This is a genomic window from Glaciibacter superstes DSM 21135, from assembly GCF_000421145.1.
GTDB lineage: Bacteria > Actinomycetota > Actinomycetes > Actinomycetales > Microbacteriaceae > Cryobacterium > Cryobacterium superstes.
Genome location: NZ_ATWH01000018.1, coordinates 39,131 through 55,489 on the forward strand (window position 1 = coordinate 39,131; position 16,359 = coordinate 55,489).

Here is a 16,359-nt window from a genome sequence, read left to right on the forward strand (position 1 = left end):
TCACGGCCCGAGGTCGACGGGATCGGTCATGACTTCGATGACGCTGGGGCCGCTCCGCTCGAACGCCTCGCGCAGCGCTTCGCCGAGTTCGGAGAGGGTACGCGCGCGCACGCCGGGGATGCCGAATCCGTTCGCGATCGCCGCAAGATCTGCTCCGCTGAGGTCGACGAAACTCGCTCGCTCATCGTCCGTGAGGGTTCCAGCGAACCGCCGCACGGCGGCACCGACTGCCGCGTAGGACTGATTGTTGATCACCAGGAAGATCGTGGGAATGTCGTACCGGGCGGCCGTCCAGAGGCCGGGGAGTCCGAACTGGAAGCCGCCATCACCGAGCACGGCCAGGACGCGCCGATTCGGATCGCCGAGCTGCGCGCCCAGGGCCGCTCCCAGGCCCCAGCCGAGGGAGCCCGAGGCGGAGGCGAGCACCTGCACGTCCTCCATCTGTTCCGCGGCGAGGAACACCAGTCCGTTCGACGTGATCGCGTCGGCGATCACAGTGACTCCGGAGGGAATTGTTCCGGGCAGGGAGTGCATCACTTCGCGCACGGAGAGCGTCTTCCCGGCGTCAGCGGTGGTCGAAGGTGGCCGCTCGAGGGTGGTCGCCGTTAGACGGTCGTTCTCCTCGACGGCCGCCTCCAGGTGCGCGGTGCTTCGTGCCGGCGTCTGGCCCGAAGCACGGAGGATCTCGTTGAGTTCGTGCAGCGTCTCGGCCACGGTGCCGGCCAGCGGGATGTCGGTCCCGTACAGCTTGCCGAGCTCGGCCGGGTCGGGGTAGAGGTGGATGAATGTGGCGTTGGCAGGGAGGTCCGGGTTCGCGACCGGCTCGAACTCGATGAAGGAGCGGGCGCCGACCAGGAACACCACGTCGGCGCTACTCACGCTCTGACGGCCGATGGAGTACCGCCCGGCGTATGACCGGTGGCCGGTGGGGAACACCAGACGTTCGGCGGTGCGGCGATCCTCCTCGACGACCGCGGCATCGAGGATCTCGGCGAGAGTCCGGAGTTCTTCGACATCTTCGGGAGTGCGCGCCTCAGCACCCGCAACGATCAACACGCGAGTACCGGCGGACAGGACGCGAGCAGCTTCCTCGATCAGCTGCCGCGAGGGCCGGGTGCGGCCCGGAACTCGGCTGCGCTCCGCGTCCGGGCGAGCACGCGGGACCGGGGCCTCCAGCAGGTCCTGGGATAGGCCGACCCACGTGGGGCCCTGCGGCTCCGTCGTCGAGATCTTCAGGGCGCGGTTCACGTCCTCGAGTACGGCCGTCGGCGACAGCACCTGCCAGTCGGACTTGACGTACTGGCGCACGAAGTCGCGCATGTGTTCCGCGGTCGTGAATCCGCCACGATTCTGAATCGCCGTCGACTTGAGACCATTGAGCACGACCACGGGGCTGTGGGCGAGCTTGGCCGCGAACAGGTGGCTCAGCCCGTTGGTCAGCCCGACGTTGGCGTGCAGGTATGCGATGGACGGGCCTCCGGCCACGCGCGAACGCCCGTCGGCCATGGAGACGGCGATGGCTTCGTGCGTCGTGAGGATCAGCTCGATGTCTTCGCTGGCGCTCGCTGCCTTGAGGAACGCGGCCTCCGTGCTGCCTGGGCACGTGAAGATGTGCCGCACGCCCCACGCCTCGAGGAGATGTACGAGCTCCGCCGCTCCGGATTCCATGTCAATGACCGTTCCGTCCGTGCTCATCAAAGCCCCCTCAGGTCCGAGCGCTCTACCACCAACTGCGACTCGCTGCATTCTTCCAGCCCCACGAAGCCATGGCCGCGCCCGAGGCCGCTCTGCTTGAACCCGCCGAACGGCATCGAGACGTCGGACGCACCCACCCGGTGGATGTTCACGAAGATTGTTCCGGCCTCGATCCGGCGCGCAAGGCCGAAGGCGTGATCGGAGTCGGCAGACCATACCGACGCCGCGAGTCCGTACTCTGAGTCATTGGCCATCCGCACGGCGTCCGCCTCCGACTCGAAGGGCAGGATCGGGATGGCCGGTCCGAACTGCTCCTTCTGCACGAGGTCGGCGCTTTGGCCGAGACCGGTCACCACTGTCGGCAGTATGAAGAAGCCATCACGCTCGCTTGAACCAGAATGCATCCGACCCACAGTGCGCACCGTTCCCCCGCCATCAGCGCTGCCCCGGATCAACGAGCGGACGTGGCGGAACTGCGCATCGTTGTTCACTGGGCCCATCGTAACGTCGGCCTCCAATCCGTCGCCGACGACGAGTTCATCGGCGACGGAGAGGTAGCCGTCGACGAACTCATCGAAGCGGGAGCGATGAACGTATATCCGCTTGGGCGCGTAGCACACCTGCCCGCTCGCCGAGAACGCACCGCGCACCAGTTCAGTGATCATGCCGTCGTCGAGGCGAGCGTCCTCGAGCACGATCGCCGGGTCGTTGCCGCCGAGTTCGAGGCTCAGGCTCTTCAGGTTCGCGCTGGCGTCGCGCATGATGACCCGGCCGGTGTCGGTGCTGCCGGTGAACAGGACCTTGCGGATCCGCGGGTGGGCAGTGAGCACGCTGCCGACGCCGCTGGCGTCGCCCGCAACAATCTGCAGGACGCCCGGGGGCAGCAGATCCGCCAGCCGGCCCAGGATTCCGCGTACGGCGAGCGCCGCATGGTCGGGGAGCTTGACGATGACCGTGTTGCCCGCGAGCAGAGCCGGGGCGGTCATGAGCAGCGCGAGGATCACGGGGTAGTTCCAAGGCACGATGACGGCGGCGACGCCGAACGGGTGACGGCGCTGGATTCGGCGTCCAAGGTGGTCGTTGAGCTCGAGCTCCTGCTCGTACTGCTCCGCGAGCCCGGCGTAGTAGCGGAGTACTCCGGCGGCGTTGCCGATCTCCGCCCCAGCCTCGCGCAGCGTCTTGCCGTGCTCGCGGGTGAGGAGGGTCGCCCAGTCACCATGCTCGGCGTCCACCGCATCAGCCGCACGGCTGAGGAAACCTGCCCGATCCGCCGCTTCTCCGGCCGACCAACCCGAGAAGGCATTCTCCGCCGTTTCCACAGCGCATAGCACTTGCTCGGTACTCGTGAGAGGCAGCTCGCCAACCACGTCGATCAGCCGCGCAGGATTACGGATCGTGCGTTTGGCATCGCTGTCGGATGGGTGCGCGCTCACGGATTGCACCTGTCTCCGACGTCGAGTCGGCGCACGCCGCCAATGAGCATCGGTGTCTCCATCATTCCTCACCTTCGAGGGCAGTAAGTGAGAATCCTGCCACGTCCTGATATCGACGAGTGATCGAGCGCAGTTCCTCTTCGGTGAAGATGTCCGTTACGTCATCGAAGGGTTGGTCGTTCGTGCGCTCCAGCGTCTCTTGCAGGATCAGATCCGGAGGGAATGTGCGGTTGGCATGAACGATCTGGTTCGTCGCCGGCAAGCGTTCCTGCTCGTATTCCGCGAGGGCCCGCGAGGGGTCGTCTTCGCTGACAAGTTTCTCGGCGAGAACATGAGCGTCGATGATCGCCTGGCCGGCGCCGTTCGACCCGCGGGGAACCATCGGGTGGGCGGCGTCTCCGAGAAGTGTTGCGCGATCGAATGTCCATCGGTCTACTGGATCGCGATCGATCATCGGATACCGAAGAATTGTGTCCGCACCGCGGATGAGACCTGGCACATCGAGCCAGTCGAAGGTCCAGTCTTTGAAGACCTCAGCGAGGTAGCTTCGTGAGTCTGCGCCGGTGGATTGGTCGGCCTCGGGAACCTCGATCTCCGCGACCCAGTTGATGAGTTGCTTGTCTGGCGCGTCTTCGAGTCTCGGGTTCAATGGATAGGCGACCACCTTCCCGGTTGCCAGCGATCCGATTCGAACCATGCTGGCACCTGTGAGGAAGCGATCGTGCACTGTCACGCCGCGCCACATCATGATGCCCGAGTAGCGGGCTTCGGCCTCGTCCGGGTAGAACTGTCGCCGGAGGGCAGAGTGTATGCCGTCACAGCCGATCGCCACTCTAGCCTGAACCTCCGAGTACTTTTGTGTTCCGGCGAAGTTCTCCATCTGGACCAGGATGCGATCACTCAAGGAGCGGACGCCCGTTGCGCGGTGGTCGGTCACTACGGAATGAGGACCAAGTCGTTCTCGTACGGCCTCGAGCAACATCAACTGTAGGTCACCCCGGTGGACCGAGTACTGCGGGAACGCGTATCCGGCATACCGCCCGGCCGGCTCACTGTAGATGAGTTGGCCGAAACGATTGAAGAATGCAGACTCTTCCGTCAGCACTGAAGTCGCCGTCAGCGCGTCCTCGAGGCCAAGGTTGGCCAGCACCTTGGAAGCATGCGGGAGCAGGTTCACGCCGACACCTAACGGAGCGACGCTGGGGACGGCTTCGTACACCTTGCAGGTCTTGCCGACGCGGTGTAACTCCAGCGCCAGGGTTAGCCCTCCAATGCCAGCTCCAATAATAGCTACGTCTTCCAATGCGACTCCCGACCGTGCGTATTTGGTGTTACCCGATCGGTGCTACCAGAAATCCAATACTGTCCAAACGGGTGTCCCCAGAAGGTAATGGACCATCGGGCGCCCAGTCCGCGTATGCAACACTATTCCTCTATGAGGAATAACTCCCGGGCGGTTTCGCCCCGCTCCACCCTGGATTCGGTCGACAAGGCACTTACACTGCTCATGATGCTTCGCGGGAGTGGTGAGGTGCGAGTCGTCGACGTCAGCCGGGAGCTCGGAGTTGCGCCGTCCACCGCGCATCGACTGCTGTCGACGCTCGTGGTGCGTGGTTTTGCCGAACAGGACAGGGTCTCCCGTTCTTACCGTGCGGGGCGAGTGCTGATCGAGCTAGGACTCTCCGCCGTAGGAGATCTCGACATCCGCCGTGAGGCCCGCCGTTACCTGCTGCGTTTAGCGGCGGAGGTGGGAGAGACGGTGCACCTGCTGGTGCTTGAAGGCTTCGGGGTACGGTTCATCGACGGGGTCGAGAGTTCGCACCTTATTCGGGTCGCCTCACGGATCGGTGTGCTTCTGCCGGCGCACACTACATCAGGTGGGAAGCTCCTGCTGGCGTACGCGAGTGAACAGCGGCGTGAGGCCCTTCTGTCGGGTCGGCTGAAACGTATCACGCGCGACACACTGGTTCAGCCGGATACTCTTACCGACGAGCTCGATGACATCAAGAGGCTCGGCTACGCAATGAATCGCGGCGAGAGCGACGAAGGGCTTCGGGCCATCGCCGTCGGCGTTCGCGGTGGCACGGGTGATGTCGTCGCGGCGGTTGCTATTGCCGTACCAGTTGCCCGTGGAAGTGCCCGACGTCTCCGCGAGTTCCTCGGACCGCTTCACCGTTATGCCGATGTCATCGGGCGTAGCATCTGAGGGCACACTGCCGGTTCGGTTTGCCAAATCGAGAGCGTGTCCGCGTGTCAACTCACAACGCGTCAGGGTTGCGACTGTCGGCGAGCGGTAGTCCGAGCTTATCCCCTAGCGAGAAGGAGAATCAGCAGGCGGTGGAGCTCCGCTCGGTCGGGCTGGCTAAGCCTGCCAATCAGTACCTCGTGGACCCGGTCGGCACGAGGAACCAGATCGACCAGCACAGCCTGGCCCTGCTCGGTGAGAGAAAGGACGTTCCGTCGCTGATCTGCTGAATCCCGGTCGCGCATGATGAGGCCTCGACGCTCCAAGCGAGCACAGACGTCCGCGATCGTCGAACGATCCAGCTTCAGGTGCTCGCCAAGCGTGCGTTGGTCGATTCCCGGGTTGGCGTGCACCAGGTTGAGGGCGCCGAACTGCACTGAGGTGAACTCGGCGGATGCCTCGCGCTGCCAGACGGCGGCGTGCAGCTGTTGCGCGCGCCTGATCAGGAAGCCGGTGTAGTCGGCCAGCTGGACGGCGGCAGGCGTCACAGCCATCGCGGGGACTTCGGAACCGGAGAGCAGCCCACCGTGCTGACGCCGATGCTCCCTCGGCCGGTCGCCCAGCGGGTCAGGGCGGCCGCCGTGCCGAGCAGTTCAATGCCATCATCCGTGTCACCGGTGACTGAGCGGATGTCTGCCCGATCATCCGCGCGAAGCACGAAGTTGGGGATGCTTTCGGCGGCTTGTCGACGGTTCCAGGCGCCCAGAACATCCGTCAGTAAGCGGTCGATCAGCTCGGGCGGGAAGTCGGTGACGCTGCCGCCGTTGTCGAGGTCGACGGCGTGCAGCCACACTTCGCGGGTGCGCATCCACACGGTTTCGGATGCCGGCACGATGCGCCCCTGCGCGGTGCGCACCTCGGCATTCCAAGACGTCGGCTCCAGGTCTCGCCACTCCACGTTCAAGTGCACCGCAGCGTGCGCACTGAGGTTGCGGAGGGCCGCCGGGCTGAGAGTGGCACCGTACTCGATCTCTTCACCCCGCGCATCCGGTGATGGGTACATCGGGTTCTCCACACCGGTGGCCGCCCACTCCGTGAGCCGGGTGAGCGCCCGAGCGTTGTAACCGACGTGGGCGATCACGTGTCGTCGACTCCAGCCGGGCAGCAGCGACGGCCCGTCGAACTGGTCGTCGCGGAGCTCGGCAAGCTTTCGCTGGAAATAGGCTGTGCCCCGCCTGGCCAGCAGCAGGGCCGCGAGGATCTCCGGATCCTGTGTCTTGTCGATGCGCGCACCCATGGTCGTGCTATCCGGCCAGGCCGGCGACGTTGCGCTGCGCGCCGACACCCTCGATAGACGTCTGCAGCACGGAGCCGTTCTGCAGGTAGCGCTGGGGCTTGCGCGCGTGCCCGACGCCTCCTGGGGTACCGGTCGCGATCACGTCGCCCGGGTTGAGGGTGACCACCTGTGAGAAGTACGAGATGAGGGCGGCGGGGGAGAACACGAGTTCCCCCGTGGAAACCTCCTGCACAGTGTCACCGTCGACAACTGCCTTCATGGTGGGCCCAGGGGTCCACTCGTCGGTGGTGACCAGGTAGGGGCCGAACGGCGTGGTGTTCTCGAAGGTCTTACCCTGGAGCCACTGCAGCGTGCGGTACTGGAAGTCCCGCATGGTCACGTCGTTGAGCACCGCGTAGCCGGCGATGGCCTCCTCGGCCTCAGCCTCGGTGGCGTTCCGGACCGGCTTGCCGATGACGACGGCGAGCTCGGCCTCCCAGTCGACGGCGTTCGACAGCGGCGACAACTCGATCTCGTCGAAGGCGCCGATCAGCGCCTCCGGGTACTTGGCGAAGAAGGTCGGGTACTCGGGAAGTTCGCGCCCCATCTCGAGGATGTGCTTGCGGTAGTTGAGTCCGGCGCAGATGATCTTGCTCGGCTGCGGCACCACCGGGGCCCACGCAGCGTCCTCGATCGAGTCCAGAGCGTGCACCTTGCCGTCGGCGGCCTCAGCGACGGCGCGCCACTCCGGGTTGCCGAGCAGGGCGCCGACATCCGCCACCTCATCGATCTCGATGGCGCTGTCGTCGGTGATGACGACCGCGCTATTGCCGGTCTCGGTGCGAAGGGTGGCGAGCTTCATGCGTTTTCTCCTGGGATGTAGGTGCGGGCGAAATTGAGACGGTCAATGATGGGTCCGTCGTTGAAACGGAACAGGTCGAATTGGCTAGTGGAGTGCAGCGACCACGGCACCCACGACGGCACCACGAACAGGTCACCGGTCACGAGCTTGTGCTCGGTGCCGCCCAGGACGACACTGCCGTCCCCCTCGAACACCTGCCACACGGAGGAGCCCACCTCGTGACGCGTGGGAGTTTCCACTCCGGCACGCAGCCGGTGGAACTCGGCGCGGATAGTCGGCATGACGTCGCCGCCGGTGGTCGGGTTCACGTAGCGGATGGCGGCGTGGCCCTGCTCGACGGTGGCCGGGTGGCCTTCGTCCTCCAGGAGCAACTGCTCGCGGAGCGCGGCATCCGTGTTCTCCCAGCGGTACGCGGCCAGCGGTGAACTGGCGGTGTCCTCCAGACCCGAGAGCGGCCGCAATCCGGGGTGCCCCCAGAGTCGCTCGGCGCGCGACACAGCTGGGGACGCCTCATCCGTCACCCGCTCGGAACCGTACTCGAAGAAGCCGACGTCGGTGTAATTGGAGAACGGGATGTCGAGACCGTCGATCCACGCCATCGGCTGGTCGGTGTCGTTGTGGTGGCCGTGGAAGTTCCAGCTGGCGGTCAACAGCAGGTCGCCGCGGCGCATGGCGACCGGGTCGCCGTTCACGACCGTCCACACGCCCTCGCCCTCGACAACGAAGCGGAACGCGTTCTGGCTGTGGCGGTGCTCTGGCGCGGTCTCGCGCGGGCCGAGGTACTGGATGGCCGCCCACAGGGTGGGGGTCGCGTAGGCAGTGCCGGGCAGGCCAGGGTTCGCTAAACCGATGGCCCGGCGCTCGCCGCCGCGGCCGACCGGCACCAGGTCGCCACTGCGCCTGGCCAGTTCGTAAAGAGTCTGCCACTTCCATACGTGGGCGACGGCGGCAGGCTCCGGCGCCATCGGCATGAGCCCTTCGCGTTGCGTCCATAGGGGGGAGAGCTGGTTAGCGTCGAAGTCGCGATAGAGCTGCTCCAACTCGGGGCTGTCGGCGTGACCATCCATTTGTTCCATGGGTCTCGTCCTCTCGTGCTGCAGTGCACCGGAATTGCTCAGTGTACCAACTATATCCGCTACCCACCGCAAGAGCGAGAGCACGGGCGGTCTAGGGGCTTAGCCTCAATACCGTTCAGTTAAGGGTTTGGCCGGTATTGTGGGGGTATGCCTCGTTCTGGATGGAAGAAGCCTGAGTCGGACCTACGGCGTTGTGAACGGGTACCTCCTCTATCTCCTGACCGACTATGTCGGCGTCGGGCCCGTTGATGCCGCCGGGTTGGTGGGTCGAGCAACCGTCGTCGGCGGAATGGGTGTCGTCGTCGCCGTTGTGGCGGGCGGATGGCTCAGCGATCGGTTAGGCCGTTGCAAACCGTTCATCCTCATGGCCTGCGCGTTGGTCGCGGCAGCGAATGTGTTTCCGTTGCTATGGCCGACGACCGAGGGGATACTCGCCTTGGCAGTCTGCCTGGGCGTGGCCTTGGGCCTGGCTATCGCATGCGACACCGCGCTGGCAAGTCAGGTGCTGCCCGATCCCGGAGAACATGCCGCCCGCGGGCTCGGCATCTTCAACTTCTCGACGAACGTCGGACAGGCGATCGCGCCACTCATCGCGGCGTGGGCGATCTCGGTCAGCGGCTACCCGGCGCTCTTCATCGTCAGCGCTGCGGTGATGTTGTTGGCCGCGGTGGCGATCCTCCCGGTGAAGGAAACCAGGCGGAAAGCACAGCTCGAACGTTTCGATCCGGTCGCCAGCCGATCAACGACTTGACAGAAGGCTGCTGTCGGCATGTTCACCAGACGCTCCGCGCTTTCGGGATGGGCCGGATCGCCCAGGTGGTTAAGGTTTTCGGTCTCGTCGCCGCCCGCACCAGCCTCCGCGACCACGAAGCCGCCGGCTATGCACCGGCGGCCATCGCTGCGGCTGCCGACGATCACAAGCGTGCGACCTCGCGACATCCTCTGCGGTGGATTCCCCTGTCAGGACGTCTAACCCTTCCAGGGCTTGGCCGGGGTCCGTTCCAGAGTCACGGTGGCTGACGTCGCGTCTAGGTCAGATATGGGTGAGTTCAGACTAGGGGACGAGTATGACCGTCTTGCCAGGCCGAGGCTTCGGCAAGGAGCCGCTCTCGTAGGCAGCCCTGCCAGCAGAAAGTGGAAACGTCTGAGCGATCGCGACTTCGATTTGGCTCGCGGCGATCAGCGCGGCCAGTTCCTCTAGCCTTTCGTGGCGTGTGCTGACGACGAAGAAGACCGCGCTTATGCCGTACTTGTCAGCCAGCTCCTTGCTCGGGGGTTCCTGGAGAACGATGAGTTGTCCGCCCGGGCGGACCGAGGCATACATCCATTCCGGTACGTTGTCGCCGACAGCGTCGATTGCGACGTCGAACGCTTTTTGATCGCGTGCTTCGGAGTGAGGAGTGGTCACGTCCACATGGTCAGCACCGAGCCTTCTTGCGCGGGCCTCGGCCAACGCCGAGGTCACGGTCACTGTGACCTCCGCGCCTATCGCGTGTGCGAACTGTGTGAGGAACGCGCCGACCGCACCGGTTCCGCCCCTAATCAGGAGGCGCTGACCAGCAGTCAAGTGCGTCTGATCGCGAAGTGCCTCCCAGGCGGTCAAAGCGGGCAGCGCTGCGGCGGCGGCGGTGACATCGGAAACTCCAGTCTCCTTCCGTGCGACGCACGCGGCTGGGACGACCACAAACTCAGCCGCTGCGCCATCGCGGTTGAATGGCGCGATCCCGAAGACCGAGTCGCCCACAGCCAAGTCGATTACACCCGGGCCAATTTCGGAGACCACTCCTGCGAATTCGTGCGACGGGATAATAGGAGTTCGATCGATGCCGTCAACCTCCCATGTCTCTGGCCAGGTCAGTTCGGCGAACGTGATAGCTGCTGCCCGCACAGCGACGCAGATCTCGTCCGGGCCGGGAACCGGCCGCGGTGCCTCTTCGTACACAAGTTGCTCGGGCCCACCGCGCTTATGCGCGCGGAGTGCCATCATCAGAGGTGGGCTGTTCGTGGCGGTCAGTTCAGCGTCCATCGTTGATCCTCAAATTTGCTTTGGTCGCAGGCACCGGGTAGAAGGTTCCGTCTGGCGCGCTATCCATCTAAGCATGGCGGTGCAATGCTTAGATGCAGCGGGTATCCGGTCAGGAACCACCCGAATCCGGACAGCATGCCCTGCCTTTTAGTAGCCGCAATTTTGTGGAGCCGCAGTCCTCTTCACTCGATCATGTTTGCGATCGCCGCTCACATCGACCAGCGAGAGTCGAGAGTCTTTGTCTATAAATTGGATGCTCCCGTTTGCCTTGAGTATGCGTTCGGAGCCGCTGCATTGGATGCTCGCGGCAAGGGCAGGCATAGCGGAGCTCCTGTGACGGGGTGTGGAATCACAACGGCCTCCACGTCGAACACCTCGCGCAGTGTTTCGGTTGTGAAGACTTCGGCAGGCCGCCCTCGTGAGTGCACACCACCGTCTGCGACGGCGATGACGTGATCGGAGTACTGGGCGGCATGGTTGAGGTCGTGTAGAACCATCACGATGGTGGTGCCCGTTGTCCGGTTGAGCTCGTGCAGCAGGTCGAGTACCTCGAGCTGGTGGGCGATGTCAAGGAATGTCGTTGGCTCGTCGAGCAGCATGATCGGTGTCTGTTGTGCGAGGCACATCGCGATCCATGCTCGCTGCCGCTGGCCTCCGGAGAGCTCGTCGAGCCGTTGCCCCGAGAGCTCCTCAAGATGAGCGGCTGCGAGGGCATTATCCACGGCCGTCCGATCGGCATCCGTCGAGCGTTTGAGGAATCCCCGATGCGGATGCCGCCCGAATTCGCACAGCTGCCTCACCGTGAGCCCTTCGGGTGCGGTGGGGGATTGCGGAAGCAGCGACAATATAGTTGCGAGCTGTCTCCGTGGAACGTGCGCGATGTCGTCGCCGTCGAGAGACACCACCCCGCCAAGGGGGTCGAGCGCCCGTGCAATCGTGCGCAGGAGCGTCGACTTGCCGCTTCCGTTCGATCCGATGAGCGTCGTGATGCGGCCGGTGGGGATTGCGAGGTCGTCGAGGGTCAGTACGGGCCGGCTCGGTGAGTATCCGACGGCGAGCGACGCGGCGGTGAGGTGGTGGGTGGGTTCAGCCACGGATGCGAGCCTCCCTGATGAGCACGAATAGAAGATACGGGCCACCGATCACGGCTGCCACGATGCCTGCGGGGATCTCGTTGGGCAGCGCGATGAGCCGACCGGCGAGGTCCGCCGCCGAGAGCAACGCGGCACCGAGCAGGGCGGATGCCGGCACGAGCCACGCCGGGCGCGAACCGAAGAGGGTGCGGGCCAAGTGCGGTGCGAGTAGCCCGAGGAATCCGATGCCCCCTACGGTAGCGACGGCTCCGCCGGCAAGTGCGACTGCGGTGATAACGAACAACATTCGAACGCGGGTTGGGGCGTGACCCAGGCTCGAGAGGCTGTCGTCGCCGAATGCGCTGAGATCGAGCAGGCGAGTGCAGCTGATTACGACGGGGAGACAGGCCGCGAGCCACAGGCTTAGCAGTGCGACGTCGGTCGAATTGGTACCGTAGGCGCTGCCTGCGAGCCAGACCATCGCTTGGTCGGACTTCTGCGGGAACACCGTCATCAGGTATTGCATGCCGGCGCCGGCCAGAGCTGCGATGGCTATACCGACGAGTGCGAGGGTGGAACCACGAGATCCGACGCGTCCCGCGAGCACCAGGATGGCGGCGGTTACGACGGATGCGCCTGCTGCGATCCCGAGCGGGATGGCCCAGGACTGCGCGGCGGCAGGCACGAGTACTGTCGCGGACATCGCACCGAGGGCCGCGCCCTTCGTGATGCCGATGACGTCGGGGGAGGCGAGTGGATTGCGCACGGCGGCTTGCAAGAGAAGGCCCGAAACGGCGAGCGCTGCCCCGGCGAGCAGGGTTACCCCGACGCGCGGCAGGCGGTATTCCTGCACGATGAACGCATTGGGCCCTCCTGCGAGGCCATCCAGCACTTGCGCAGGTGCCAGGGGCACCGCGCCGACACAGATACCGGCGACCGTGATCACGATCACGAGCACTACCACGGCGATGAGTCCGGTCAACCGCCGGCCTCGCAATGACGTCCCGCGGGGTATCCGCGGACGGCCCGACTTCAGTATCATGCTCATCGCGACCGTTGCCTCAGCGCGAGCAGGAGGAACACTGGTGCGCCGATCAGCGCCGTCACAATGCCTGCCGGTGTCTCCTGCGGGAAGGCGATGAGCTTGGCGATGACGTCGGCGCTCGCGAAGAGCAGTGGCCCGCAGACGAGACCGAACATGAGTCGGTGGGTGAAGCTGCTCCCCACAATGCGGGTGGAGATGTGCGGGACGATGAGCCCGATGAACCCGATCGGTCCGGCGACGGCGACGGATGCCCCGGCCAGCGCAACCACGACGAGTGCGGCGAGCCCAGCGACCTGGTTCGTGTTCTGGCCGAGTGCTTTGCTCGTGGCCGTGTCGAGGGCGAGTAGGCCGAAGTGGCGCTGCCCGATCAGGGCGATGGTGCATCCGGCGAGGGTGAAAGGCAGGAGCAGGGTCACGTCGCTCCACTGCGCTCCGGTGACGGAGCCGGCCAGCCAGAACACGAGATCCTGTGTCGCGTTGTTCATGATGAGGACGGCCTGCACCAGGGCCGACAGCAGGATCTGCAGAGTCATGCCCGCGAGAGCGAGACTCACCGTCGACATGGACGAAGCCGCAGAGAGTGCCCACATCACCACGCCGACGAGCGCCGCGCCGGCGAAGGCGGCTACCACGCTGAAGCCGCCTAGCGAGGGGAAGAGCACGATCGTCGTCACGATCGCCGCAGCCGCGCCGGCATTGACCCCGAAGGTCTGCGGGGAAGCGAGAGGGTTGCGGGTGAGCGTCTGGGCGAGCAGGCCGGCCGTCGCGAGACTCGCGCCGATCAACACGGTCAGCAGTACCCGCGGCATCCGCACGTCGACGACGAGATTATGAGCGGATGCCGGTGTGCCGGTCACGAGGGTCCGCAGCGTGCCCAGCGGGTCGATGCCCGTGGCACCCACGCCGAGGCTGACCGCGACAACCAGCGCGAGTGCCGCGAGGGAGATGAGGCAGCTGATCATCAGGCGTCGGATGGATGGAGCAGGGGCTCCTGGGGAGTGGCGTCGCTTCCCACGGCGGGTGCCTCGGGGCGCGAGCCGCAACGAGGTGTCGCTGATGACGCTACTTGTCACCGTTGAGCTTCTGCACGATGTCTTCCGCGATCACCTCTGCGGTGTGCAGTCCGCGGAACCGCGAGAACTGGTTGCGATCTACCTCATACACGTTTCCGCTCTGCACGGCAGACATGCCGGCCCAGGCGTTGGTGCTCGGCCACTGCTCGAAGACGGTGCCGGGTCCGTCCGTGGCAACGAAGAGGAAGTCCGGGTCCACATCGATGAGGCGTTCGAGGCCGGCGTCGCTTTCTACCGCTTCACCGTCCGACTCGATCGCAGGCGTGAGGCCGAGCGCCTCGAACACCGAGCCGGTGAACGCGCTGGACGTGTGGAGGGCCGCGGAGTCGGGGTTCGCGACGATGAGTAGGAAAGTGCCGTCGGTTCCGTTGGGGATCTCTGCGGCGATCTCCTCCATACGCGCCTCGTGGTTGGTGACGGCCTGCTCACCAGCAGCCTTGTCGCCGAGAGCGTCCGCGATCGTGACGACGGAATCCTTGATGTCGTCGTACGTGCCCTCCCAGCTGTTGAGCACGACCGTCGGCGCGATCGATGAGAGCTGCTCGTAGATCGCAGCATGCCGCGTGGTATCGGCGATGATCAGATCGGGCTGGAGATTGCTCACGAGCTCGAGGTTGGGCTCGAGGCGGGTGCCGACAGAGGTGTAGTCGATCGTCTCGCCGAGCAGCTGCTCGATGCGGTCCGGGTCATCGTCGTCCGCGATACCGACGGGCGTCACGCCGAGTTCGTCGAGCGCCTGCACGAAGGAGTACTCGAGGGCGACAACACGCTTCGGCATTCCAGCGACCTTGGTCTCGCCCAGGTCATGAGCGACCGTGCGAAAATCGGATACCCCTGCGACATCACCGCCCCGCTCCGCGGGAGGCACGGGTTGCGCTGAACAGGCCACGATCGCGAGTGCGATGGCAGTCGCCGACACGGTGGACAGAAAGATGCGCGGGCCGCGACGGGCCACAAGCGGGTGAGTCACAATGGGAAAATTTCCTAGATGAGCGCACAGCGCCCGTTGCGAGGTAAGGAGGTAAGGCTTACCTAACTTAGAATATGGGACCGGCTAGCGCGCCGTCAAATTGGCTGCCGAACTGACGATGTTCGGTACCGATGCACTCCCGCCCACGCTGACTGCTGACAGCGCCGAAGCTCTCCTGGATCCAGATCGCCGCTCTACTGCGTGAGTGACTGCACCAGTTCCAGCACCCGCGTCATGCGTCGGCTTCTGTCCGGTGGAGGTACTCAGCTCACGGCTCGAAGCTTATCTCTCGCTCCGTGCGTTCTGGACGACGCGGATGTCACGAGCGAGCCGGTGTCGTCGGCTCCGGATGCGGTGACCGCGACACGCGCAGACGACGAGCTCCGTGTTGTCGGCGATCTCCAGCCGGGCCAGACGGTCACCGTGACCTACCAGGTCACGGTGACCGTCTGGCTGCACGGTGACAACGATCTTGCCAACGTGTTGATTCCGGATGTTCCGCAGCTGTGCGAGGACGGTGAACTGTGTCCAGGTCCGGGCACTGAGCACCCGGTCGGTGACCTGGATGACTGGAAGTCGGTGGATCCGGCATCTGGAACCACGGTGCAGCCCGGCATAGTCATGACCTACACGCTGCACTTCAAGAACACGGGTAAGGCTTTGGTTGATGTCGCTCGCGACGACGACCTGAGTGCTGTGTTGGATGATGTGGACCTGACTGTGGATCCGGCATCATCGGATGCCGCACTGAGCGTGTCGCCGGTGACGGACGGCCGGTTCTCGGTGACGGGTTCGCTGGATGCCGGTCAGGCAGTGACGGTCACCTACACGGTGACGGTGAAGGCCGACGGGGAGCGTGGTGACGACCAGCTGGGCAACTTCATCCTCAACCCGGGCCAGGTGCCGCCGCCAGATGGTGAGTCTCGGTGCGCGCCTCAAGTCCCTTGACTCGCTCGCAAGCAAGGGGATTCACGACGACGTCACCGCAGCTGAAGCGGAGACATGTGTGGTGTGGACGTATCTGCTCGCTGCAGACCTGATTCGACTGGCGGACGGGACGTCAGCGCTGCTTGTCAGCGACGCTACAGCGTAGGAGCAGGCGGGCCATCGCAGACAGGCGCGTCACGCCGAAGTGTCGCCCGTGATTAACTCCGGGATTCGCGCTGCGAGCCGATGCTTCTCTAGGAGCGGCCCGCTCAACTGTCCGTCGAGGCGGGCATTCTGCGGAGCTTCGAGGTACCAGTACAGACGCCGAACATCCTTCGGGGAGCGCTGCTGCGCAAGCGTGAGCGCTTCGTCTCGCGAGAACAGCCAGCACGAGTCTGTTGATAGGTCGACCAGCGCCAGGAGTTCCGCGCTGAGGGCATGCGGAAAGGGGTAGCCGAGCGCCAACGCACCCTTGCCTCCCGCCGGAAGTGGACGCTCCTGCGTCTTGACCTGAATCGTGACCGCTCGCGACGTTCCGGGTGCGTAGGCGACCAGATCAATACCGGAGTCCGTTGTCAGACGCGCGGAGTCGATCCCCTCCTTGAGCAGGAGGTATTGGACTAGAACCTCGCCTGCCGCGCCGATATGTTGACTGCTCACTATCGCATCCTACGGGCGACGCGACTTGAAGTGGTGTGGGGGCGTCGCCGGTCGACCA

At 64.9% G+C, this 16,359-nt stretch carries 16 protein-coding genes; 3 read left to right on the forward strand and 13 right to left on the reverse strand.

The annotated features are described in order from the left end of the window. The 3 genes from K323_RS29155 to K323_RS0121200 all read right to left on the reverse strand — a co-directional run bounded on the left by K323_RS29155 (position 1) and on the right by K323_RS0121200 (position 4,431). The gene (locus K323_RS29155; RefSeq protein ID WP_022887270.1) at positions 1 to 1,695 is read right to left on the reverse strand and encodes a thiamine pyrophosphate-binding protein; all 1,695 of its coding nucleotides are present in this window, start codon (positions 1,693 to 1,695) and stop codon (positions 1 to 3) included. Then, positions 1,695 to 3,128, reverse strand: a complete 1,434-nt coding sequence (locus K323_RS28575; protein WP_022887271.1) for an aldehyde dehydrogenase family protein — start codon at positions 3,126 to 3,128, stop codon at positions 1,695 to 1,697. Before K323_RS28575 ends, K323_RS29155 begins: the two co-directional genes overlap by 1 nt. Positions 3,129 to 3,189: 61 nt before the next feature. Further along, positions 3,190 to 4,431: a flavin-dependent oxidoreductase gene (locus K323_RS0121200; protein ID WP_022887272.1), complete on the reverse strand. Its 1,242-nt coding sequence runs from the start codon at positions 4,429 to 4,431 to the stop codon at positions 3,190 to 3,192. A gap of 132 nt (positions 4,432 to 4,563) precedes the next feature. Here K323_RS0121200 and K323_RS27810 point away from each other — a divergent pair, with 132 nt between their 5' ends. Then, entirely contained in the window at positions 4,564 to 5,334 is a 771-nt protein-coding gene (locus tag K323_RS27810; protein WP_169515718.1) for an IclR family transcriptional regulator, read from the forward strand. A gap of 98 nt (positions 5,335 to 5,432) precedes the next feature. On the opposite strand, the gene K323_RS0121210 is transcribed toward K323_RS27810, so the two are convergent. Genes K323_RS0121210 through K323_RS0121225 form a run of 4 tightly spaced genes read right to left on the reverse strand, consistent with a single transcriptional unit; the run spans position 5,433 to position 8,527 of the window. Further along, positions 5,433 to 5,867, reverse strand: coding sequence for a MarR family winged helix-turn-helix transcriptional regulator (locus K323_RS0121210; protein WP_022887274.1), 435 nt, complete (start codon positions 5,865 to 5,867; stop codon positions 5,433 to 5,435). Beyond that, entirely contained in the window at positions 5,858 to 6,610 is a 753-nt protein-coding gene (locus K323_RS0121215) for a maleylpyruvate isomerase family mycothiol-dependent enzyme (protein ID WP_022887275.1), read from the reverse strand. Before K323_RS0121215 ends, K323_RS0121210 begins: the two co-directional genes overlap by 10 nt. Before the next feature lie 7 nt (positions 6,611 to 6,617). Further along, positions 6,618 to 7,451 carry a fumarylacetoacetate hydrolase family protein gene (locus K323_RS0121220; protein WP_022887276.1) on the reverse strand — a complete coding sequence of 278 codons (834 nt, stop codon included), beginning with the start codon at positions 7,449 to 7,451 and terminating at the stop codon, positions 6,618 to 6,620. After that, entirely contained in the window at positions 7,448 to 8,527 is a 1,080-nt protein-coding gene (locus tag K323_RS0121225) for a cupin domain-containing protein (protein ID WP_026851956.1), read from the reverse strand. Before K323_RS0121225 ends, K323_RS0121220 begins: the two co-directional genes overlap by 4 nt. 193 nt (positions 8,528 to 8,720) lie before the next feature. Between K323_RS0121225 and K323_RS27815 the strand changes: the two genes are divergently transcribed. Next, on the forward strand, positions 8,721 to 9,278 hold the full coding sequence (locus K323_RS27815) for an MFS transporter (protein ID WP_022887278.1): 558 nt from the start codon (positions 8,721 to 8,723) through the stop codon (positions 9,276 to 9,278). A gap of 303 nt (positions 9,279 to 9,581) precedes the next feature. Here the strand turns inward: K323_RS27815 and K323_RS0121235 are convergent, their stop codons facing one another. The 5 genes from K323_RS0121235 to K323_RS27825 form a co-directional block, all read right to left on the reverse strand. Then, complete coding sequence (locus K323_RS0121235; protein ID WP_022887279.1) at positions 9,582 to 10,553, reverse strand: NADP-dependent oxidoreductase; 972 nt, start codon at positions 10,551 to 10,553, stop codon at positions 9,582 to 9,584. A 242-nt stretch (positions 10,554 to 10,795) separates the two neighbouring features. Next, the gene (locus K323_RS27820) at positions 10,796 to 11,647 is read right to left on the reverse strand and encodes an ABC transporter ATP-binding protein (RefSeq protein ID WP_022887280.1); all 852 of its coding nucleotides are present in this window, start codon (positions 11,645 to 11,647) and stop codon (positions 10,796 to 10,798) included. Then, positions 11,640 to 12,608, reverse strand: coding sequence for a FecCD family ABC transporter permease (locus tag K323_RS0121245; RefSeq protein ID WP_211219888.1), 969 nt, complete (start codon positions 12,606 to 12,608; stop codon positions 11,640 to 11,642). The genes K323_RS27820 and K323_RS0121245 overlap by 8 nt, the downstream gene beginning before the upstream one ends. 62 nt (positions 12,609 to 12,670) lie before the next feature. Then, positions 12,671 to 13,744, reverse strand: a complete 1,074-nt coding sequence (locus K323_RS0121250) for a FecCD family ABC transporter permease (RefSeq protein ID WP_211219889.1) — start codon at positions 13,742 to 13,744, stop codon at positions 12,671 to 12,673. Beyond that, positions 13,734 to 14,714: an ABC transporter substrate-binding protein gene (locus tag K323_RS27825; protein ID WP_211219890.1), complete on the reverse strand. Its 981-nt coding sequence runs from the start codon at positions 14,712 to 14,714 to the stop codon at positions 13,734 to 13,736. Before K323_RS27825 ends, K323_RS0121250 begins: the two co-directional genes overlap by 11 nt. A gap of 234 nt (positions 14,715 to 14,948) precedes the next feature. On the opposite strand from K323_RS27825, the gene K323_RS0121260 reads away from it, so the two are divergent. Next, on the forward strand, positions 14,949 to 15,662 hold the full coding sequence (locus tag K323_RS0121260) for a DUF7927 domain-containing protein (RefSeq protein WP_084697584.1): 714 nt from the start codon (positions 14,949 to 14,951) through the stop codon (positions 15,660 to 15,662). Positions 15,663 to 15,836: 174 nt separating this feature from the next. Here the strand turns inward: K323_RS0121260 and K323_RS0121265 are convergent, their stop codons facing one another. Further along, positions 15,837 to 16,301, reverse strand: coding sequence for a hypothetical protein (locus K323_RS0121265; protein ID WP_022887285.1), 465 nt, complete (start codon positions 16,299 to 16,301; stop codon positions 15,837 to 15,839). Between the last annotated feature and the right edge of the window lie 58 nt (positions 16,302 to 16,359).

Excerpts from the sequence above, each read along its gene's own strand:
- K323_RS29155 (WP_022887270.1), bottom strand. The coding sequence starts at position 1,695 with ATGAGCACGGACGGAACGGTCATTGACATGGAATCCGGAGCGGCGGAG.
- K323_RS27810 (WP_169515718.1), top strand. The coding sequence starts at position 4,564 with ATGAGGAATAACTCCCGGGCGGTTTCGCCCCGCTCCACCCTGGATTCG.
- K323_RS0121210 (WP_022887274.1), bottom strand. The coding sequence starts at position 5,867 with ATGGCTGTGACGCCTGCCGCCGTCCAGCTGGCCGACTACACCGGCTTC.
- K323_RS0121215 (WP_022887275.1), bottom strand. The coding sequence starts at position 6,610 with ATGGGTGCGCGCATCGACAAGACACAGGATCCGGAGATCCTCGCGGCC.
- K323_RS0121220 (WP_022887276.1), bottom strand. The coding sequence starts at position 7,451 with ATGAAGCTCGCCACCCTTCGCACCGAGACCGGCAATAGCGCGGTCGTC.
- K323_RS0121225 (WP_026851956.1), bottom strand. The coding sequence starts at position 8,527 with ATGGAACAAATGGATGGTCACGCCGACAGCCCCGAGTTGGAGCAGCTC.
- K323_RS0121235 (WP_022887279.1), bottom strand. The coding sequence starts at position 10,553 with ATGGACGCTGAACTGACCGCCACGAACAGCCCACCTCTGATGATGGCA.
- K323_RS0121260 (WP_084697584.1), top strand. The coding sequence starts at position 14,949 with ATGCGTCGGCTTCTGTCCGGTGGAGGTACTCAGCTCACGGCTCGAAGC.